This window comes from Thermomonas sp., from assembly GCF_029945965.1.
GTDB lineage: Bacteria > Pseudomonadota > Gammaproteobacteria > Xanthomonadales > Xanthomonadaceae > Thermomonas.
In genome coordinates, this window is the sequence record NZ_JAQSDO010000015.1 from 917,962 (window position 1) to 937,881 (window position 19,920).

Annotated in this window: 18 protein-coding genes; 5 read left to right on the forward strand and 13 right to left on the reverse strand. The window is 61.9% G+C overall.

Features of this window, described 5'->3' with window-relative positions:
- Window positions 1-12: 12 nt before the first annotated feature.
- From PSV05_RS10485 to PSV05_RS10495, 3 genes are all read right to left on the reverse strand, one after another.
- Window positions 13-891, reverse strand: coding sequence for a LytTR family DNA-binding domain-containing protein (locus tag PSV05_RS10485; protein WP_300064861.1), 879 nt, complete (start codon window positions 889-891; stop codon window positions 13-15).
- 64 nt (window positions 892-955) lie between these two features.
- Window positions 956-1,345 carry a hypothetical protein gene (locus tag PSV05_RS10490; protein WP_300064863.1) on the reverse strand — a complete coding sequence of 130 codons (390 nt, stop codon included), beginning with the start codon at window positions 1,343-1,345 and terminating at the stop codon, window positions 956-958.
- The gene (locus tag PSV05_RS10495) at window positions 1,342-1,830 is read right to left on the reverse strand and encodes a glutathione peroxidase (protein ID WP_300064865.1); all 489 of its coding nucleotides are present in this window, start codon (window positions 1,828-1,830) and stop codon (window positions 1,342-1,344) included. The genes PSV05_RS10490 and PSV05_RS10495 overlap by 4 nt, the downstream gene beginning before the upstream one ends.
- A gap of 168 nt (window positions 1,831-1,998) precedes the next feature.
- On the opposite strand from PSV05_RS10495, the gene PSV05_RS10500 reads away from it, so the two are divergent.
- Window positions 1,999-4,176, forward strand: coding sequence for a M3 family metallopeptidase (locus PSV05_RS10500; protein ID WP_300064867.1), 2,178 nt, complete (start codon window positions 1,999-2,001; stop codon window positions 4,174-4,176).
- 45 nt (window positions 4,177-4,221) lie between these two features.
- On the opposite strand, the gene PSV05_RS10505 is transcribed toward PSV05_RS10500, so the two are convergent.
- The 9 genes from PSV05_RS10505 to PSV05_RS10545 all read right to left on the reverse strand — a co-directional run bounded on the left by PSV05_RS10505 (window position 4,222) and on the right by PSV05_RS10545 (window position 15,892).
- Window positions 4,222-8,586 carry a DEAD/DEAH box helicase gene (locus tag PSV05_RS10505; RefSeq protein WP_300064869.1) on the reverse strand — a complete coding sequence of 1,455 codons (4,365 nt, stop codon included), beginning with the start codon at window positions 8,584-8,586 and terminating at the stop codon, window positions 4,222-4,224.
- A gap of 163 nt (window positions 8,587-8,749) precedes the next feature.
- The gene (locus tag PSV05_RS10510; protein ID WP_300064871.1) at window positions 8,750-9,544 is read right to left on the reverse strand and encodes a DUF3298 and DUF4163 domain-containing protein; all 795 of its coding nucleotides are present in this window, start codon (window positions 9,542-9,544) and stop codon (window positions 8,750-8,752) included.
- Window positions 9,545-9,734: 190 nt separating this feature from the next.
- A complete protein-coding gene (locus PSV05_RS10515) occupies window positions 9,735-9,944 on the reverse strand; it encodes a cold-shock protein (protein ID WP_300064873.1) in 210 nt (69 codons plus the stop codon).
- Between the two features lie 245 nt (window positions 9,945-10,189).
- A complete protein-coding gene (locus PSV05_RS10520; RefSeq protein ID WP_300064875.1) occupies window positions 10,190-10,906 on the reverse strand; it encodes a pseudouridine synthase in 717 nt (238 codons plus the stop codon).
- Window positions 10,907-10,944: 38 nt separating this feature from the next.
- The gene (locus tag PSV05_RS10525; protein ID WP_300064877.1) at window positions 10,945-12,534 is read right to left on the reverse strand and encodes a hypothetical protein; all 1,590 of its coding nucleotides are present in this window, start codon (window positions 12,532-12,534) and stop codon (window positions 10,945-10,947) included.
- Between the two features lie 66 nt (window positions 12,535-12,600).
- Complete coding sequence (locus tag PSV05_RS10530) at window positions 12,601-12,876, reverse strand: GNAT family N-acetyltransferase (RefSeq protein ID WP_300064879.1); 276 nt, start codon at window positions 12,874-12,876, stop codon at window positions 12,601-12,603.
- 13 nt (window positions 12,877-12,889) lie between these two features.
- Window positions 12,890-13,510: a rhomboid family intramembrane serine protease gene (locus PSV05_RS10535; RefSeq protein WP_300064881.1), complete on the reverse strand. Its 621-nt coding sequence runs from the start codon at window positions 13,508-13,510 to the stop codon at window positions 12,890-12,892.
- Between the two features lie 18 nt (window positions 13,511-13,528).
- Complete coding sequence (locus tag PSV05_RS10540; RefSeq protein ID WP_300064883.1) at window positions 13,529-15,163, reverse strand: oligopeptide:H+ symporter; 1,635 nt, start codon at window positions 15,161-15,163, stop codon at window positions 13,529-13,531.
- Between the two features lie 93 nt (window positions 15,164-15,256).
- The gene (locus tag PSV05_RS10545) at window positions 15,257-15,892 is read right to left on the reverse strand and encodes a glutathione S-transferase (RefSeq protein ID WP_300064885.1); all 636 of its coding nucleotides are present in this window, start codon (window positions 15,890-15,892) and stop codon (window positions 15,257-15,259) included.
- A gap of 152 nt (window positions 15,893-16,044) precedes the next feature.
- On the opposite strand from PSV05_RS10545, the gene PSV05_RS10550 reads away from it, so the two are divergent.
- A complete protein-coding gene (locus PSV05_RS10550) occupies window positions 16,045-17,808 on the forward strand; it encodes a M14 family metallopeptidase (RefSeq protein ID WP_300064886.1) in 1,764 nt (587 codons plus the stop codon).
- Between the two features lie 107 nt (window positions 17,809-17,915).
- Here the strand turns inward: PSV05_RS10550 and PSV05_RS10555 are convergent, their stop codons facing one another.
- Complete coding sequence (locus tag PSV05_RS10555; RefSeq protein ID WP_300064888.1) at window positions 17,916-18,515, reverse strand: YdeI/OmpD-associated family protein; 600 nt, start codon at window positions 18,513-18,515, stop codon at window positions 17,916-17,918.
- A gap of 68 nt (window positions 18,516-18,583) precedes the next feature.
- Between PSV05_RS10555 and PSV05_RS10560 the strand changes: the two genes are divergently transcribed.
- The 3 genes from PSV05_RS10560 to PSV05_RS10570 are packed head-to-tail and all read left to right on the forward strand — an operon-like array spanning window position 18,584 to window position 19,758.
- Window positions 18,584-18,829: a hypothetical protein gene (locus tag PSV05_RS10560; protein ID WP_300064890.1), complete on the forward strand. Its 246-nt coding sequence runs from the start codon at window positions 18,584-18,586 to the stop codon at window positions 18,827-18,829.
- Between the two features lie 45 nt (window positions 18,830-18,874).
- Complete coding sequence (locus PSV05_RS10565) at window positions 18,875-19,327, forward strand: ribonuclease domain-containing protein (RefSeq protein WP_300065478.1); 453 nt, start codon at window positions 18,875-18,877, stop codon at window positions 19,325-19,327.
- Window positions 19,324-19,758, forward strand: a complete 435-nt coding sequence (locus tag PSV05_RS10570) for a barstar family protein (RefSeq protein WP_300064891.1) — start codon at window positions 19,324-19,326, stop codon at window positions 19,756-19,758. Before PSV05_RS10565 ends, PSV05_RS10570 begins: the two co-directional genes overlap by 4 nt.
- The last annotated feature ends 162 nt before the right edge of the window (window positions 19,759-19,920 follow it).

A 19,920-nucleotide genomic window follows, 5' to 3' on the forward strand; every position in this document is an offset into this window, starting at 1 on the left:
GTCGAGTGGCGGTCAGGCAGCCGCGGGACGTAGTGCATCGCGGTGGCGGCGGCTGCAGGGGATCTGGCTGCCATCGCGCATGACGATGCGGGCATCGCCGGTATCCAGCGGCTGGATCTCGGCCACGCAGTCCAGGTTGACGATATGGCTGCGATGCACGCGCACGAATTTCGCCGGATCAAGCTGGGTTTCGATCACGGCCATGGTTGAGCGCAACGGATAGGCACGCCCGCGCACATGCAGGTTCATGTAATTGCCGGAGGCCTGCAGCCACTCGACTTCATTGGCATTGACCAGGAATTCCTTGCCCAGTTTGCGCACCAGGAATCGCTCCGGGCGTTGTGGGCGCTCCGCAGCAGGCAGGTCGTCGGCCGCTGACAACACGCTGGCCTCGCCTTGCAACCTGCGCAGGAACCAACGATAGACCTCGATAGTGGCAACCATGGCCGCGTAGCTGCGGATATCCTTGAGGTATTCGTAACCGAACTCGCGCGGCCAGTTGCCGAAATCGTAATGCGTGCCCTGCATCGCATAGGCCAGCTTGCGCAACGCCACCATCCCGGCCACATGCAGGATCGACCAGCCCACGCTGCCCAACAGGTGCAGCGGCAGCGCGCGACGCCAGTTGTCCAGATGCAGCGGCACCCTGCGGCTGTACCAAACCACCACCGGCACCAATGCCAAGGTCACAAGAGCGCTGCTCCACTCCCAGACCATGGGTTCCCATGCATCGAAGTGCAGGCCCGAACGGCGGATATCCATCAATACGGTGGCTGCATTGCTCATCGCACCGATCAGGCAGCCGATCACCCAGTAGCCGATCTCGGTGACGCGGCGATATGGCTGGTAGCGTTCCCAGGCGTTGGGCGATGCAGGTTTCGGTGGCGACATCCGTACATTTTCCCTCATTGAACGCGCAATGCGGTTGGCAATCCTGGTGGGTTTGCTGAAATGCTCAGCTCATGCCATGACGCAGCCACAGCGCCGCATCGGTTTCATTGCCCAATACCCGCGCATCGAAGCCCTGTTCGCGGGCGAGGATCTCGCCATGTTCGACTTCAGGAATCTGCAGGGCATGCGCCTCGACATAAGCCACGCGCACGCCTTCAAATCCCAGCCCGACCATGGCCTGCACAAACTCAGCCAGTTGCTCTGGTGGCGGCGGATCGCCTTCCATGTCGTCCACCACCAGCAGGTTGCGCGGCAGATCGCGGCGGACTTCCTCGGCCATTGCCATCCAGTACGCCAGCGTGGTTTCCAGGGTGCCATTGATGCCGGTCACATGCGCGCGCAGCAGGCTGCCGTGGCGCTGGTAGTCGATCCGGAACGACGCAGGCGCGTTCATGCCGCCAGTGCGGCCTCGATGTCGGCAGCCAGCGACGCCGGCTTGTCGGTTGGCGCATAGCGCTTGATGACCTTGCCATCGCGGCCAACAAGGAATTTGGTGAAGTTCCACTTGATTCCATCGAAGCCGAGCAGGCCACCCTTCTCGTCCTTCAGCCACTTCCACAACGGGTGCGCGTTGCCGCCATTGACCTCGACCTTGGCGAACATCGGGAAGCTCACGTCGTAGGTCAGCGAGCAGAAATTGCGGATCTCGTCGGCATTGCCAGGTTCCTGGTGGCCGAACTGATCGCAGGGGAAACCGAGTACCACCAAGCCCTTCTGGCCGTATTCGCGCCACAGCGCCTCAAGGCCGGTGTATTGCGGGGTGAACCCGCATTTGCTGGCCACATTGACGATCAGCATCACATCGCCGCGATAGTCGGACAGCGGCTGCGGGGTGCCATCCAGCGCGGCGGCATCGAAATCGTAGGCAGTCGTGGCCATTGGGCATCCTTGCAGTGCGAGGTATCGATCATTGTCGCGCGGATCGCCAGCCGCCGACACCGTTTCGATGCCGGGCAGCGCATCGCCGCCCTGCCGTTCGTCACGCGCCCATGCCGTCTGTCTGCGCTACGCTTGTAAGTTGACCATCCTGACTTGACGAGGATCCAGATGAAGTATCCGATCACCTGCGCGCTCGCGCTCGCCATCTCCACCGCCATGGCCGGCTGCGCAACTGCGCCCGCCAGCAACTCATCCAAGATGGAGGCTCCAATGCCCGCGGACAGTTTTGCATCCAACCCGTTTGCAGCGCCCAGCCCGCTGCCGATGCACTACCCTCAGTTCGACAAGATCAAGGACGCGGACTTCACTCCGGCCTTCGACGCAGGCATGGCAGAACAGCTCCACGAGATGGATGCGATCGCCAACAATCCCGCGCCGGCGACTTTCCAGAACACGATTGTTGCGATGGAGAAAACCGGCTTGGTGCTCGACCGCGCGAGCAACGTGTTCTTCAACCTGCAAGGCACCTACAAGAACGATATGCGCGACGCGATCGAGCGCGAGTACTCGCCGAAGTTCTCCGCACACCGCGATGCGATCAGCCTGAATCCCGTGCTGTTCGCGCGCATCAAGGCGCTGTACGACGCCCGCACGACGCTGGGACTGGATCCGATTGACCAGCGCTTGCTGGAAAAGCGTTACCAGGACTTCGTGCGCGCCGGCGCCGCCCTGGATGATGCGCAGAAGACCCGCATCCGCGAGATCAATACGCAGCTGTCCACCCTGGGTACGCAGTTCGACCAGAACGTGTTGGCCGAGGTCAATGATTCGGCAGTCGTGGTCGACAGCCGCGAACAACTCAAGGGCATGAGCGACGAACAGATCGGCGCCGCCGCCGAGGCCGCCAAGACACGCGGGCTTGCAGGCAAGTACGTCATCACCCTGCTCAACACGACAGGGCAGCCTGCGGAAACCCAGCTGGAAGACCGCGCGCTGCGCCAACGCCTGCACGATGCCTCAGTGGTGCGTGGCAGCCGCGGCGGCAAGTGGGACAACACCGGCATCGTCTCGCAAGTCCTGAAGCTGCGCGCCGAGCGGGCCAAGCTGCTTGGCTATGACACCTACGCCAACTATGTGCTCGCCGACGAGACCGCCGCCAACCAGGACAACGTCAACAAGATGCTGCGGCAGCTGGCACCGGCCGCGGTTAAAAATGCGCGCCGCGAGGGCGCGGACCTGCAGTCGATGATCAATGCCAGCCAGAAGGCTAAGGGACAACCCACGTTCGCACTGGCCCCGTGGGACTGGTCCTTCTATTCCGAGAAAGTCCGGCAGGAGAAGTACAGCTTCGATGAATCGCAGCTCAAGCCCTACTTCGAGATGAAGAACGTGCTGGAAAACGGCGTGTTCTATGCCGCCAACAAGCTGTATGGCGTCACCTTCAAGGAACGCACCGACCTGCCGAAGTACCACCCGGACACATGGATCTACGACGTCATCGACAAGGACGGCAAGCCGCTGGCGATCTTCATCTTCGATCCCTACGCGCGTTCGTCCAAGCGCGGTGGTGCATGGATGAATACCTATGTGTCGGAATCCGCGCTGACCGGTGACCAGCCGGTGGTCGCCAACCACCTCAACATCCCCAAGCCCGCCGCCGGCAAGCCCACGCTGATGACCTGGGATGAAGTCACCACGGCGTTCCACGAATTCGGCCACGCACTGCATGGCTTCTTCCAGGACGTGCGCTATCCGTACTACTCGATGAATGTGCCACGCGACTTCGTCGAATACCCGTCGCAGGTCAACGAGATGTGGGCTGACTGGCCTGAAGTGCTGGCGCATTACGCCAAGCACTACCAGACCGGTGAAGCCATGCCGAAAGCCCTGCTGGACAAGGTGATCGCCGCTTCCAAGTTCAACCAGGGCTTCGCCACCACCGAGTACCTTGAAGCCGCGATGCTGGACCAGCGCCTGCACCAGGCACCTGCCGACAAGATCCCGGCAGCTTCCGGCGTGATGAAGTTCGAACACGACGCACTGCTGGCCGACGGCTTCGACTATGCAGCCGTGCCGCCCCGCTACCGTACGCCGTACTTCAGCCACATCATGGGCGGTTATGCGGCGGGCTACTACGCCTACATCTGGTCGGAAGTGCTGGCTGCCAACACCTCCGAATGGATCAGCAAGCACGGTGGCCTGAAGCGCGAGAACGGCGACCGGATGCGCGAGTTCGTATTGGCGCCTGGCGGCGAGATCGAGCCGGGCAAGCTGTTCCCGAACTTCTCCGGCTATGAAGCCAAGATCGGACCACTCCTGGAAAAACGTGGACTGACGACCAAGTAAACATTCACTTGGTTCACATGAAAACGCCGCCAACAGGCGGCGTTTTCATGTGCGGCTACAGGTGTGCAAGCCAAGCGGGTCGGACGTTACGCCAGAAGAAATTCGTGAAGTCGGATCACGCGACAATATCTCGCGCACCAGCACGCCGCGCGCCGCCTGTTCGTCCGCAGGCGATAGTTCCACCAGCGGGCGCATCTCGCCCGCCACGAACGAGGCAATCGGCACACCATCGCGCAACAACAGGCGTGCGCCTGGCTGTCGCGGTACTTTTTCGCCGGCGATGATTCCGCCGAGCAGGTTCAAGGGATCGCTGGAAGATATCGCGATCATCACGCCGTCATGTGCGCGCTTGCGCACCGCACGCAGCGTCGCCACCGCTTCCGGCAGTGCGAACTGCGCGCCGACCACGCCGGCGATGAAACGTCCGCCGCGCAATTCGCCACGCGCTTCCAGTCGTTGGTATACGTGCAGCAACTCACGCCACGGCGGCAACCACGGCGCCTCGCGTTCCAGCAACCGCCAACAGACCACGCCGTAGCGGCGCAGCAGCACACATGCGACATGTTCCAGCATCTCCGGATCGGTCTTGCCATCACTTTCGATGCGTCTGGCCGTACTCCAGCGCCCGGCATCGGCAATCCCCATCAGTGATGCACGGCGCCCGCGTCGACCGAAGCTCGACGCGCGTTTCGATGCCGGCACCAGCAATGCACGCAAGCCGGAATAGCTGTCGCAACTCACGCGGCCACGCGCGACCAGTTCGGCAAGTGCATCTTCCAGTTCGCTATGCAACAAACCGGTTGCATCGGTCAGCTCATCGAAGAACAGCGCGCCGTGTTCAAGCAGGCAGCTGATAACTATTTGCGCACGCGACGACACCGTGGCGTCGTCCTCGCGACTGCCTGTCGCCAGCCGCGTCCATCGCGCGAGTTCACGACGCGGCAGCAGCACGATCGGTGCCGCGCGCACCAATGTGCCACCGCTATTGCCGCCACCCGATGCACTACCCGCGCGCAAGCGGGTCCAGGCGATGCGGCCGGCCGTGCACAGGTCATCCAACCAGGCGATCGAATAGTCCTTGATCCGCGCCGGCAGCACTTCGGATTCCCAACTGCCGGCAGCGGCCTCGAAGCCTTCCAGTTGCGTCAGCACGCTCGCGAATGCATCCGGTCCGCTGCCTCGCGTGCTTGGCGAAACTCGCTGCCAATCGCAGAGGAAGCGCACGTAATCGCGCACTTCGACCGGCTCGATCTCGCGACGCAGCTTGCCAAGGGTATTGCGATGGATGCGCGCCAGCAGGTGGCGCTCGCACCACTCGTCCTGCGGCGCGCCCGGACTGAAACGCCCACGCATCACATAGCCTTCCTGCTCGAGCGCAAGCAGGGCGAATTCGACATCGGCCACTGGCGTGGCCAGTGCGCCAGCGATGGCTACCGCAACTACCGGCCCCATCGCACCGAGCCGTGCACGTACCAGTTCGCGCAACGCGTCCTCGCGCGTCCAGGATTGTGCGTAGGTCGCAGGCACATCGATCACCGGCTGCATCGACGCATCGGGATGCACAGCCTGCAACTGCGGCAGGCGCTCGGCGGTAACCCACAAATCATTTCCATCAACCCGAAGCATGGTCGTGCGCTGGTCTTTCGCCAGCATCTGCAAGAGGTCACTCCAGCCCGAAGCCTCAGCCTCGCCCTGGGTGAAAACACCCACACCCATTAGCGCTTCATGCATCTCGTCGACATTGCCGGCTTGCGGCCAGGCGTCCTCGCGCGCGGCCTCGATCGCACCTGGATCCAGCCTGCCGAGATCCTCGGCCTGCTCCACTCCGCCAAAGCCACGAGCCTGCACTGCACGGGTGCGACGTTCTTCCAGCGGCGCATCGTCAAGGAACGAATACGGCCGCGCGCTCAGGATTTCCGCGGTAAACGGCGACGGCCCGGTGAGGTCGCGCGCGACGACTTCGACATCTCCGTTTTCCAACCCATGCAACAACGCCAGCCAACCATCGACGTCCATCGCCTCGCGCAGGCAGTCGTGCATGGTCTGCGCGACCAGCGGATGGTCAGGTACCTCGCGCTCACCGACGATATTTTCAAGACACGCGACCTGGTCGGGGAACACGGTGGCCATCAGGTCTTCGGACTTCATCCGCTGTAGTTGCGGCGCGACTTTCTTGCCGCCAATGAAGCGCGGCAACGCCAGCGCGGTGGTCGCGTTCCAGCGGAAGCGCGCCGGGAACAGAGGCGCATCCAGCAACGCCTGCACCAACACCTGTTCGGCACTGTTCGAATGCAGATAGCTCATCACCTCGATCAACGGGAACGAATGGCTGGTCGACAGCGACAGGATGATCGCGTCCTCGGTCGCCGCAGCCTGCAGTTCGAAATTGAACTTGCGGCAGAAGCGCTTGCGCAGCGCCAGCCCCCACGCCTTGTTGATGCGGCTGCCATACGGTGAATGGATCACCAGCTGGGTGCCGCCGGATTCGTCGAAGAAGCGTTCCAGCGCGATCTTGGACTGGCTGGGTAGCATGCCGAAACCGGCGAACTGCGCGGCCACGTATTCGGCGATCTGCGCGGCGGCAGATTCGCCCAGTGCAAGCTCGGCGAGCAACCAATGTTTCGCGCCGGTCTCGCCGCCCTGCTCCAGCTGTGCCTGCAGGATTTCGCGCAACCGCGACACGCTGGCCGACAGCTCGATGCTGCGGCCGGGTGCCTCGCCCAGCCAGAACGGGATACTCGGCGGCATGCCCTGCGCGTCCTCGACCCGCACCCGCCCTGCTTCCACGCGCAGGATCCGATAGCTGGCATTGCCGAGCTGGAAGATGTCGCCGGCAATCGACTCGATCGCGAAGTCTTCGTTGATCGTGCCAATGGTGATGGCCTGCGGTTCCAGCACGACCTGGTAATCAGCGGTGTCGGGAATCGTGCCGCCGGAAAGTGTGGCGGTCAGCCGTGCACCCTTGCGTCCGCGCAGCTTGCGATGCACGGCATCACGATGCAGGTACGCCGAACGCGGACCTCGGCGGGTGGTGAAGCCTTCGGCCAGCATCCGCAGCACGTCGTCGTAGTCCTTGCGGCTGAGCGCGGCATACGGCCAAGCGCGTTTCACCAACTCGAACAGCGCGTCCTCGTCCCACTCGCGGGACGCCACCTCGGCCACGATCTGCTGCGCGAGAACATCCAGCGGCGCCGGCGGCATGATCAACGCATCCAGTTCGCCGCGGCGCACGCTGTCCAGCAATGCCGCGCATTCGAGCAATTCATCGCGCGAAGTCGGGAACAACCGGCCCTTTGGCACGCCGCCAACCTGGTGGCCAGCACGGCCGACACGTTGCAGGAACGCGGCGATCGAACGTGGCGAGCCGATCTGGCAGACCAGGTCGATGTCGCCGATATCGATGCCCAGTTCCAGCGACGCGGTGGCGACCAGCACCTTCAGCTGGCCTGCCTTGAGCCGTTGTTCGGCATCCAGCCGCAGTTCCTTGGCCAGGCTGCCGTGGTGTGCGGCCACGTGTTCCTTGCCAAGCAGTTCGCCGAGATGCCGCGCGGCGCGTTCCGCCATGCGTCGGGTGTTGACGAATACAAGCGTGGTCGCGTGCTGTTCCACCAATTGCGCGACGCGTTCGTACAGCAGGTCCCATTGCGCGTTGGACATCACCGGCTGCAGCGGCACCGGCGGTAGTTCCAGCGCCAAGTCGCGCACACGCGCATGTCCGATGTCTACGATGGTGCAGTCGTTGTTGCCTCCCGTCAGAAATTTAGCCACCTCATCGATCGGCTTCTGCGTCGCAGACAAGCCGATCCGCGTCGCCCGCCGCCCACTCAATGCATCCAGCCGCTCCAGCGACAACGCCAGATGACTACCGCGCTTGCTCTGCACCAGCGCATGGATTTCATCGACGATCACGTTACGCACGCCGGACAGCATCGCGCGCCCGGAGTCGGAACCCAGCAACACGTACAGCGATTCCGGCGTAGTCACCAGGATGTGCGGTGGCCGCTTGCGCATTGCCGCGCGCTGCGCCTGCGGGGTATCGCCGGTGCGCACCGCGGTGCGGATCTCGACATCCGGCAGCCCCTGCGCGGCCAGCTGTTCGCGGATGCCAGCCAAAGGCGCTTCCAGGTTCAGGTGGATGTCGTTCGACAGCGCCTTCAGCGGCGAGACGTACAGCACCAAGGTTGTGTCCGCCAGGCCGTATGACAGTCCTTCGCGCACGAGCGCATCGATCGCAGTCAGGAACGCAGTGAGGGTTTTGCCAGAACCCGTAGGCGCCGCCACCAAAGTATCGCTGCCGCTGGCTATCGCCGGCCACGCCGCCAGCTGGGCCTCGGTGGGTGCAGGAAAGCTGCGCGCAAACCAGGCACTGACGGCGGGATGAAACAGATCAAGCGCGGGATGCACGGCCATGGCGGCATTATCCGCCGCTGCGCCAGCACGTGAATGAACACGTTGCGCATCGAAATCCAGCCTGATCTGTGCGCTTGCGCCCTGCATCCTTCAACGCTGGCAGGTTAGTGTCTCACCGGCTGCGACGACCAGCAGGCAACTGCCTGATCGCAAGGACAGGCACTCAACCGCCGATGAACAATGTCTTGTACTCCGGAGCGACGATCGGCAACAACATCCGGGCCGGAATGTCCACGGTCCGGGTGCCATCAACATACGGCCCGACCTGATAGGGCGGGAACACGAAACGTAGCGCACGGATGCGCCCACCGACATCCATCACCGGTTCGAACTGGGCGAAATTTTCCGCCTTGGGTGAGGTTCCGTCATCGATCATCCTGCTGCTGTTCTGAAGTCGTTGCGCACGTTCGGCGCCCTCCAGCTCATCGGCATCCAGGCGCTGGGACAGCTTGGTAGCCAGCTGTTCGCGGCTGGCATCGGAAATTACCTGCCATGCGTTTGCAGCGGGAAATAAAGCTTGCGCGGTAAGCATCTTCTGGGTCTTCGGCAACCAGACAAAGCGCGCCACCAACGGATTGCCATGGTCACCGCCGGTATAGCTGCTGCCATCCGCCGCCACTGCCATCACCTCGGGCGTGTCGACCAAACCAGTGAATGACAGGCTCAGGTCGTAGGGCGCCGTCGGCTTTTTTCCCTGCAAGCCAGCCACTGCCTGCATGAGTTCAGACTTCGCTGCATCGGCGTAGGTCTTCAATGCCTGCGCGAGTCCCGGATATTTGGCGGCGGATTGCGGAAAACTGATGCCGATGATGTAGTCCGGCTTGGTTTCCACCACGTCCTCCAGCGACACGGCTGCAGGAGGCGCTTCTACCGGTGCAACCGGCGCCTGCACAGCCGGCATGGTCAGGTTGGGTCCGCGGTCACAGCCTGGCAACAAGGCCAGAAGCAACAGGGACACGAAGAAAAGCGGGCAACGGGACATGCGCATGGCTGATGGATCTGGAGACATGGGGGATATACGGGGAAACGTGAAGCAGTCTAGTGGCCGGCCGTTGAAGGCGATGTGAGAACTTGCCGTTGCAAGTTGGTGCGCCACAACGAAAAAGCCCGGCCGAAGCCGGGCTTTTCCTGATGCAGTTCAAGCGACCTTAGTCAGCCTGGACTTCATCGGCCTGCAGGCCCTTCTGGCCCTGCACGACCTTGAAGGAGACCTTCTGGCCTTCCTGCAAGGACTTGAAGCCGGTGCCCTGGATCGAGCGGAAGTGGACGAATACGTCCGGGCCGCTTTCCGGGGTGATGAAGCCGAAGCCCTTGGCGTCATTGAACCACTTGACGGTACCAGTCTGACGATCCGACATGTTTTGTTACTCCTTAGAACAGTATGAATTGTTGACACGTTTCGCCGAAACGAACCGAGACTGTCGAGCAAGGGGTAACGCACACGATGTAGCGGATCACATGGATCTACCGCATCGGGTCACGATGTACCGTGATCCCGCTTGAAACAGTGGGCGCACGATACCTTGTTTTCAGGCACAAGTGTGAATGGGGGCAAATATTTTTACTGACACCCAATCGGTCACTTTCCGGGGACTCCAGCCGGCTACCAGTCGGTATGTCCGGGCAGCAAACCGCGCAATTCGGCGTCGGTGAGGTTCCGCCACTGGCCCGGCTTGAGATGGCCCAACTTGACGTTGCCGATCCGCACCCGCAACAGGTGCTTCACTCGATGCCCGAAATGCGCCGCCATCAGCCGGATCTGCCGGTTCAAGCCTTGTACCAGCACGATCCGGAAGCCCACTGCGCCAAGCTTGCCGGTCTTGCACGGCAAGGTGCGTTCACCATGGATCGGTACCCCGCCCCGGGCCATGCCGCGCAAGAAGTCGTCGGTGACCGCGTGATTTATCTCGGCCAGGTACTCCTTCTCCAGCTTGTGCTCGGCACGCAGGATCTGGTTGACGATGTCGCCATTGCTGGTCAGCAGGATCAAGCCTTCCGACTCCTTGTCCAAGCGGCCAATCGGGAAAATGCGCTGCTCGTGGCCCACGCAATCGACAATGTTGTGCTTGACCGTGGATTCGGTGGTGCTGGTTACCCCAACCGGCTTGTTCAGCGCGATGTAGATATGCCGGCGCTGGCCCTTGGCCGCGGTACGCGCCACCAAAGGTTTGTCATCGATGTGAACCTTGTCGACTTCGCCGAGTTCGGCGCCAATACGCGCCTGCACGCCGTTCACGGTGACCCGTCCTTCGGCGATCAGGCGGTCGGCTTCACGGCGGGAGCAGAACCCGGCATCGGAAATGTGCTTGTTGAGACGCATGGGCGCGCATTCTACGCGTCCGGGATTGGTTCAGCGCGCTATTTCGTCTTGGATGCCGGCGACGGCTTGATTCCATTCTTGATCACTTCGGCAAATTGTTTCTGGAACCTCACCTGCACAGGATCCTTCGGATCCATGCGTTTCTCGAAGTCTTGGATGAGTTCGTTCGAAACACGCCTGGTCAGCGCACCCTCGCTCTGGATCCTGTAAATCCTCGCGCGCCCATCTTCCGGATATTCACGTATCAGTTGATCGAGGTAAGGCTTGGCCTTGGCGCTGCCAATCCTTGGTTCCAGGCCGGCAGCGAACATCCACATCGTGACCAGTTCCCGCAGCGATGCCTGTCGCCGGTCCTTGTCCTTCGCTGCCAGCAGGTAGTTCTTTTCCGCCTCTTCGAAGCGCTTTGCATTGTAGTTGCTCGCTGCAAGGTAATAGCGGGCTGCGGCGTCTTCCGGATCATTTGCGACGGCACGCGTCGCATATTTCACTGCCAAGGCAGGATCACGGCGGACAAGCATGCGTGCGATGTTGACGTTCGCCCAAAGACCGCCATCCCGGAAGCGTGCTTCCTGCAGCAGGTATGCCAATGCCTTCCACTCGTCGGCACTTCCATCCTTCGCGTTGAATGCGACGTTGGCGGCATTGTGCAAAGCATCGTCATTGGACCCGATGCGAAGAGCAACATTCAGAACATCAGCGGCCTCACTAGTCATCTCCTCGCTGGTAATCAACCAACTACCTCGATCCGCATATGGCTCGGCAATCTCTCGGGCCAGGAGGGGGCGCTTGCCCAGCAACGGCTTGAGTTGCTCGGCATACGCCAGCATGGCCTCGTAGGAACCACCCCAACGCGGTTGCAAGGACTGCATCCGGATGTCGACGAGATCCTGGCAACCCGGATCAATCGCATTGGCAGCAGCGAATGCCTCTGCCTCGAGTTCCGCACGCGAATCGCGGAAGGCAGCCGACAGCATGCCGTTCCAGGCAGGTAGGAAATCCGGTTTGGATGCGATGGCCTTGCGGAACAGTGGAGTCGCCAAGTCGTAGAGCTGGGTCATCCTGCGAAGGTCCTCGCGCGGCGTTTCCGATGAAAATTTAGTGCCCCGCACACGTTCAGCCGCACCTGAGTAGTACAGCGCACGTGCAGTCAATGCATAGGCGCTGTCAGGCACAGCCCGCAACCAGTCCGCAGTAAAGGCATCCGCCGTCTCGCTCAAGAACTGCTGGAAGAAGTAGTGGATCTCCTCGCTGGACTCGGTTGCTTTCGCATGGCGGACCATGGCGCCTGCGATGTAGGCATCCAGTTCGGCCAGCTTGCCTTCCTGCAGGCGCCGTTGCGCATCCGCCATCAACATCGCAACGACCTGATGATCCTTGCAATGCGCCTCGACATGGCCCTTCGGCCATTGATTGCCCGGCAAATCCGGATACGCCAGGCAGCGCTGTAGCGGATCAGCAATCCGCTCGGCCCCACGCGCCTGGATCAGGTAATCACGCCATGGCGCCGGCACATCCTTGAACAGCTCTGCCGCTGACTTCTCCGGGATCGGAGGCAACTCCGGCTCGCTGGCCGTAGCCGAGCCTGCTGCAAGCAGCGCCAATACGCCCGCCAATAAAAGTTCACCCATGTCCGTTCCCTGGAGTGTCAGATTCCTGGGCAACATTGTGCCATTGCTTCGTGCAAACAGCCTGGATCAGGCCCGCAAGCCCTCGTAATCCGGATGCCTGCGCATCCAGGTATCGGCATAGGAACATTGCGGCACGACCTTCCATCCTTGCGCGCGCGCATGGTCAAGCGAAGCCTTCACCAACGCACCGGCAATACCTCGCCCGCCGATCGCAGACGGCACGATGGTGTGGGTAAGGGTCATGACCTCTTCCGCCAGCTCGTATTCCACGTAGCCGGTCACATCATCGACGACGGTATTGAAGCGGAGGGTCTTCGGGTCGTGCTGGATAGGATTGTCCATGGCTGATCTCGTATCAGTTTGAGGAAGGATGCAACAAGGTCTGCATGAAGTGGGTGAACACCCGCGGCTCCATCAGCAAGGTGAACAGCACACCGTATGCCGCACCCCAGAGGTGCGCGCTGTGGTTGACGTTGTCGCGCCCGCGGTGATCCATCCAGATGCTGTAGCCGACATACAGGAAGGCAAAGATGAAGGCCGGGATCGGGATCGGGATTGGAAAGATGATCAACGTCGACCATGGATCAAACAGGATGAAGGCAAACAGCACTGCCGACACCCCACCGGATGCGCCCAGGCTGCGATAATTCGGATCGCGGCGATGGGCGATATAGGTCGGAAGGATCGAAATGACAATGGCCGACAGGTAGAAAAGCACGAAACCCACCACACCGATCCACTGGGTGAAGATGCGTTCCACTGCGGCACCGAACGAATACAACGTGATCATGTTGAACAGCAGGTGCATCCAGTCGGCATGCACGAAGCCATAACCCAGCAGACGGTCGTATTGTTTGCGCCGCTCGACCGCCGGCGGCCACAGGATCAGGCGCTCCAGCAAGGCACGATCATTGAAACCGCGCCATGACACCAAAACGGTGATGGCGACGATGACCAGGGTAGCGGACAGATTCATGCAGCGGCTCCAGCGCGATCAGACGGCACGGTAGTTGTCCTGCATCGGATAGCTGCGGGCATACAACGCGAATGCAAGCGCTGCCACGAACGCGAATACCGCGAAGAAGAACATCAGGAACGCGTGCTCGCTATAGCCGGTGTTGGCGATCCGTGCCGTTATCACGTCATTGCGCACGGCGACATTGGACAGCAGCACCCACAAGCTGCCGAAGGTGCTGGCCAAGTACCAGAACGCCATGATCACGCCCTTCATCGACTGCGTGGCCTGGCTGTAGGCGAACTCCAGCGCGGTAGCCGACACCAATACCTCGCCGAATGTCAGCAGCAGATAGGGCCAGGTCTGCAACGCAAGCGATGTCGATGCGCCACTGTCGATCTGCAACTGGATGAAGCCAGCAAAGATCCAGGCGATTCCAGCGAACACGATGCCCCAGCCCATCCGCCGCAGTGCCGTGGGCTCCCAGCCCATGCGTCGCAGCGCCGGGTACAGCACCAGGTTGTTGAACGGGATCATCACCATTATCAGCAGAGGATTGAGCGCCTGCATCTGGCTGGCCTCCTTGACCAGCCAACTCGGCCACCACCACAACTCGTGCGGCACCATCATCGACTTGCCCTGGATCACCCAGGTGCTGGCCTTCTGGTCGAACAGCGACCAGAACGGCGTGGTCAGCGCGAATACGATCAGGATGCGAAGCACCGCACGCACGCTGTCCACCGCAGCATCGGGATGCCGCCCACGCGCGCGATCAAGCTGCATCGATACGCCCATGCCGCCGAACGCAATCAACGCACCCAACGCCAGGCACGCGGTGATCACGAAATGGAAGCCTTCAGGCCAATACGACACCTCCACACCGAACCAGGCATGCAGCGCCCAGCTTCCGAGCATGAACAGCGCCAGCGCGACACCAAAGCCAGCCATCAGCAAACCGCCGCGCCCCTGCCCCGGCACCTGCGTGGTCAGTGCGGTACGGGCAACGTTGTAGAAGGAATCCGGGTCTTCGCCGCGGCTCGGTGGTACGCGGATATATTTGCCACGGCCCAGCCAGAAAATGATGGTCGCGATCAGCATCAGCACGCCGGGAACACCGAATGCCACCGACGGCCCAAGGTTGCGCAGGAACAGCGGCATCAGCAGGGATGCGAAGAAGCTGCCGAAATTGATCGTCCAGTAGAACGCATCGAACACGATCTTCGCGAGGTGCTTGTTTGCGGTGGTGAACTGATCGCCGCAAAAGCTGACTACCAGTGGCTTGATCCCGCCCGAGCCCAGCGCGATCAGGAACAGCCCGGTATAGAACCCATTGCGGTTGTCTTCGAACATCGCCAGGCAGGCGTGGCCGGCGCAGTAGATCAGCGAGAACCACAGCACGGTGTTGTACTTGCCGAAGAAGCGATCCGACAGCCAGCCACCGAGCAACGGGAAGAAGTACACGCCAATCACGAAGCTGTGGAATACATCCTTGGCCGCGCCTTCGCGCTGGCCCTCGGGGATGTAGGCCAGGATCACGCTACTGACCAGGAACTGCACCAGGATGTTGCGCATCCCGTAGAAGCTGAATCGCTCACAGGCTTCGTTGCCGATGATGTACGGGATCTGCCGTGGCAGGCGCGCGTTCGGGTCCGGTGCGATGGCGGTCTGGGTCATGCGCGGCTCAGGCGTTGCGGAATCACAAGCCTAACCGATGCCGTGCCGTGTGTTCGCGCGGCCTGCGGCGATTGTCGCATCACATCCGTACACTCATGCCCATTCAGTCAGGCCTTCACGCCGATACAGTTCAGTGAACGATGGACGTGCCTTCATCCGCTGCGCCAACGCGGCCAGATGTGGCCATTCGGTCGCAGGTTTCGGCATGCCACGCGACCAACGCATCAACATGGTCAGGTAGAAGTCGGCAATGGTTGGAGCTTCTCCAAGCATGTACGGCCCATGCGCAGCCAGATGGTTCTCGATGCGCTGCCACTGCACCCCGACACGCGTGGCACATTCCGTGCGCACGGCATCGACATTTGCATCGCCGGCCGGCTCATGCGGATACCACCACTGCCGGAACAACGGCTGCACCATATTGGCCAGGTTGAACATCCATTGCAGGTAGTCGGCGCGGCGCGGATCATCGAACGCAGGGGCGAGGTTGACCTGCGGGTGACGCTCGGCCAACAACATCGCCATCGCGGCGGCCTCGTAATGTGGCGTGCCATCGATGACCAGCGTCGGCACCACGCCATTCGGGTTCAGTGCCAGGTATTCGGGCGTCTTCTGCGCCTTGGCCGCGGTATCGACCAGGTGCAGCTGGTGAGGCTCGCCGGTTTCGATCAGCAACCAATGCACCAGCAAGCTGGCTGCGCCGGGGGCGTAATACAGGGTCGTAGTCATGGCGGGTCCTGAGGCTGGGCGATTGCGGATTCTCGCATGCAGTCCCACATTCGCATTCATGACAAAAGTCAGTCCCGGCGCAACCGCTGCGCGGTTAACATCAACCGTTCGGAATCGCCACGCTTTACCACCGTCCAACCCGGAGACCACCCATGCGTCGTACCCTGCTGCTTGCCGCCCTGCTCGCCTGTTCGTTCGGCGCCACTGCGGCCGATACCCCACTCAGCACGGTCTCCGAGCGCTCCGGCTTCACCATTACCGGTCGTTACGATGAGGTCATCGCACTGTGCGATGCATTCGCCAAGGCCTACCCGGCATCGGTGCGTTGCTTCGATTTCGGCACCACGCCCGAAGGCCGGCCGATGAAGGCGATGGCGGTGTCGACCAGCGGCGCGCTGGATGCCAAGACCGCACGAGCGAAAGGGCTGCCGGTAGTGCTTGCGCAGGGCGGCATCCATGCCGGCGAGATCGACGGCAAGGACGCCGGGTTCTGGCTGATCCGCGACCTGCTGGAAGGCAAGGTCGGCAAAGGCGTGCTGGACAAGACAGTGCTGCTGTTCGTGCCGGTGTTCAACGTTGATGGCCACGAGAACTTCCGCGCGTGGAACCGCCCCAACCAGCGCGGCCCGGAGCAGATGGGCTTTCGCGTCACCGGCCAGCGCTACAACCTCAACCGCGATTACGTGAAGGCCGATACGCCCGAGATGCAGGCCCTGCTCGGCTTGGTCAACGCGTGGGATCCGCTGGTGGAACTCGACCTGCACGTCACCGACGGCGCCAAGTTCCAGCACGATGTGTCGATCACCGGCGAGCCCACCAACTCCGGCGATGAAGCGCTACGAACAGCCGGGCGCGCGCTGCGCGATGGAATGGTGGCGAAATTGTCCACGCAGGGTTCGTTGCCGGTGGCGTTCTATCCCAGCTTGGCGACCTACGACGACCCGACCTCGGGCTTCGTGCATGGCGTCAACACGCCGCGTTTCTCCGATGGCTATTACGTGCTGCGCAACCGCCTCGGCATCCTGGTCGAAACCCATTCTTGGAAGAACTACGCGCATCGCGTGCGCACGACCTACAACGCCGTGCTGGATGCGCTGGAACTGACCGCCGCCAACGCCAGCCAATGGCAGGCCCTGGCGCATGATGCCGACCAGCATGCACGCAAGCTGGGAGGGCAGCCGGTGCCGCTGGATTACAAGGCCACCGACAAGGTGCGCATGATTGATTTCCTCGGCTATGCCTATACGCGCACGCCATCGGATGTATCCGGCACGCTGATGACCCACTACGACGAAACCACGCCGCAGGTATGGAAGCTGCCGCTGCGCGACGAGATCGTGCCAAACGTGATCATCACCGCACCCAAGGGCGGTTACCTGGTCCCGCAGCAATACGCCGTCGCCGTAGCGAAGCAGTTGTTGATTCACGGAATCGACTTCCGCGTGCTCATCAATGCGACCCGCGGCATGCAGGCACAGGTATTCGTTGCAGACAGCGCGAAGTTCGCGCCGAATTCGGTCGAAGGCCATCAGCGCGTGAGCCTCAAGGGTGAATGGCGCAACAGCACTGCCGACATCGCCGCAGGTTCGCTATACGTGCCGATCGCGCAGGATAAATCTCGCTTGGTGATCAACGTCCTGGAGCCGCAAGCGCCGGACTCAATGGCGGCCTGGGGCGACTTCAACAATGCGTTCGAACAGAAGGAATACATGGAACCGTACGTCGCCGAGGAACAGGCGCGCTTGATGATGGCGCACGATCCGGCGTTGAAGGCTGCGTTTGAAAAGAAGCTTCGCGACGATGCCGACTTCGCCAAGGATCCGTCCGCACGGCTGGATTTCTTCTATCGCCGCCATCCGGCCTGGGACAACGGCACCAACCGCTATCCGGTCATGCGTACCGATACGGTGTACTAGATGCCTGGCAGGCGGCGAGACCGCCGAGCGCTCGCGTAGCGGCATTTCGAGCCGCGTAGCGAACGCTTGGCGGTAGGCGCCGCCGTTGGTTGGATCGCCCGCAGCGCTCAGCAGTTTTCGTACTTCCAGTTGCGACGCTTCCCTTCAGCCAGCCACTCTATGGTTTGCGCGATACGCTTGGTGCGGGTTTCTTCGCGCTTGGCTTCGGTGATCCACTCGATGTACTCGCGCCTGCAGCCGGGCGGAAACGCATCGAAAGTCGCCTTCGCCACCTTGTTCTTCTTCAATGCAGCGGCGAGTTCGCCAGGGACTTCCGGCGCGGGCTTCGCTGCCGACTTACGCGCGGCAGGCGCCTTGACGCCGTCCTCATTGAGCTTCACGGCCTTGCGGATATCGGCGTGCAATTGCTTCTTCGACGGGATGTCCTTGATCGAGGTCATCTTGCCGTAGCTGCCCATGCCGTCGCGCTCGACGCCCTCGCCCATCACCAGCGCATGCTTCCAGTAGCCGAACGACGCGTGCTGCTTGAATGCCGCCATCTGGCACACGATGCCGCCGGCGTGGCTGAAGCTGGGCATGCTCCAGCGGATCGATTCCTCGACCTGCGGACATGCCGCATGCACGGCCTCGCGCAACTGGCTCAGGATCGGCTGGGCGAACGGCGCGGCGCGTTCGATGTAGGCGTCGATGCGAGGATCCTGGGTCATGGGCTTGCATGCATTTTGGGACAGCGCCATTCTGCACGCCCAACCCGACTGCCGCACAGGAGCCCGCGATGACCGATGAACGCCGCAAGGACGCCGAGCGCAGCAAGCACGAACTTCGCACCGACTTGAATGCGGCCCAGCTGGAAACCCTGGGCGACCTGGAGCGCTTTGGCTGGCAACTCAAGTTCGTACGTCGCCCGATGTTCCAGCCGTCGATCCCGGTGGTGTTCGATGGCGACCGCAATACCTTCGCCATCCTTGAAGCCGACGGTAATCTCAACCAGCACCCGCCGTTCGATATCCGCAGCGACTGAGCGATGCCCAAGTCGAACAACCCGCGCATCCACTGGGCCTGGTGGCTGCTTGCCATCGCATTGCTGCTGGCATGGCAATACTGGCCGCATGACACGGCGCCACGGCAGATATCGCCGGTCGCAAGTACTCCAGCACCAACCCGCGTGCCAGCGCCGGTCGAATTCCCCACTCCATCGGCTGCGCAATCCCTGCCCGATGCACGCTTGCCGGGCTTCCTGCCCGCCGAGGCACGCAACACCATTGCACTCATCCAGCGCGGCGGCCCTTTCCCGCATCGTCAGGATGGCAGCGTGTTCGGCAACCGCGAAGGCCACCTTCCACGCAATCCGCGTGGCTGGTACCACGAATACACCGTCGACACGCCAGGCCTGTCGCATCGCGGCACGCGCCGAATCATCACCGGCGGCAATCCACCACAAGTCTGGTACTACACCAGTGACCACTACGACAGCTTCCGCGCCTTCGACCCAGGCACGGCCAGCGGAGCATTGCGATGAGTGAATCCGGGTTCGACCTTGGCCTGGACGACCCTGGCCAAGCCGGTGTGTACTTCGCCACCAATGAAGATCTGCGCACCATTGGCATGGCCGCGCGCGATGCCGGCCTGTTGGCACGCAGCATCGACCTGCGTGGTTGCAAGACCAAGGCGACCTTGCTGCTGCGCATGTCCAGCGCGCTCGACACCCCGACCGGCAGCGGCCGCAACTGGGATGCACTCAGCGACCAGCTGCGCGACATGGCCTGGCTGCCTGCAGCGGGCTATGCATTGCTGTTCGACGATGCCAGCGACTTGCGTAATGCCGACGAAGCCAGCTTCGACACCCTGCTGGATATCCTGCAGGAAGCCGCCACCGACTGGGCACAGCGCGAGGTTCCGTTCTGGGCGTTCCTGGCATTGGCAGAGGATGAGTTCGAGCAGCCGCAGTGACTTGCTGACCCGAGCTTCTGTTGCCCTCCCCCCCTTCTTTATTCTCTTTTCCGAAAGGTTTTTCTTGGACAGGATTTGAATAATATGCTATACTATTCAAATACTTAAGAATCTTAAGCTTTAATAAAGCTTAATTTCGATCCCGCAGTGTCCGGCCGCACG

Bases quoted from the DNA above. Each gene is read 5' to 3' on its own strand.
- PSV05_RS10495 (WP_300064865.1), bottom strand. From the start codon at position 1,830: ATGGCCACGACTGCCTACGATTTCGATGCCGCCGCGCTGGATGGCACC.
- PSV05_RS10505 (WP_300064869.1), bottom strand. From the start codon at position 8,586: ATGGCCGTGCATCCCGCGCTTGATCTGTTTCATCCCGCCGTCAGTGCC.
- PSV05_RS10560 (WP_300064890.1), top strand. From the start codon at position 18,584: ATGACCGATGAACGCCGCAAGGACGCCGAGCGCAGCAAGCACGAACTT.
- PSV05_RS10515 (WP_300064873.1), bottom strand. From the start codon at position 9,944: ATGTCGGATCGTCAGACTGGTACCGTCAAGTGGTTCAATGACGCCAAG.
- PSV05_RS10490 (WP_300064863.1), bottom strand. From the start codon at position 1,345: ATGAACGCGCCTGCGTCGTTCCGGATCGACTACCAGCGCCACGGCAGC.
- PSV05_RS10520 (WP_300064875.1), bottom strand. From the start codon at position 10,906: ATGCGTCTCAACAAGCACATTTCCGATGCCGGGTTCTGCTCCCGCCGT.
- PSV05_RS10550 (WP_300064886.1), top strand. From the start codon at position 16,045: ATGCGTCGTACCCTGCTGCTTGCCGCCCTGCTCGCCTGTTCGTTCGGC.
- PSV05_RS10525 (WP_300064877.1), bottom strand. From the start codon at position 12,534: ATGGGTGAACTTTTATTGGCGGGCGTATTGGCGCTGCTTGCAGCAGGC.
- PSV05_RS10485 (WP_300064861.1), bottom strand. From the start codon at position 891: ATGTCGCCACCGAAACCTGCATCGCCCAACGCCTGGGAACGCTACCAG.
- PSV05_RS10570 (WP_300064891.1), top strand. From the start codon at position 19,324: ATGAGTGAATCCGGGTTCGACCTTGGCCTGGACGACCCTGGCCAAGCC.
- PSV05_RS10545 (WP_300064885.1), bottom strand. From the start codon at position 15,892: ATGACTACGACCCTGTATTACGCCCCCGGCGCAGCCAGCTTGCTGGTG.
- PSV05_RS10530 (WP_300064879.1), bottom strand. From the start codon at position 12,876: ATGGACAATCCTATCCAGCACGACCCGAAGACCCTCCGCTTCAATACC.
- PSV05_RS10555 (WP_300064888.1), bottom strand. From the start codon at position 18,515: ATGACCCAGGATCCTCGCATCGACGCCTACATCGAACGCGCCGCGCCG.
- PSV05_RS10540 (WP_300064883.1), bottom strand. From the start codon at position 15,163: ATGACCCAGACCGCCATCGCACCGGACCCGAACGCGCGCCTGCCACGG.
- PSV05_RS10500 (WP_300064867.1), top strand. From the start codon at position 1,999: ATGAAGTATCCGATCACCTGCGCGCTCGCGCTCGCCATCTCCACCGCC.
- PSV05_RS10535 (WP_300064881.1), bottom strand. From the start codon at position 13,510: ATGAATCTGTCCGCTACCCTGGTCATCGTCGCCATCACCGTTTTGGTG.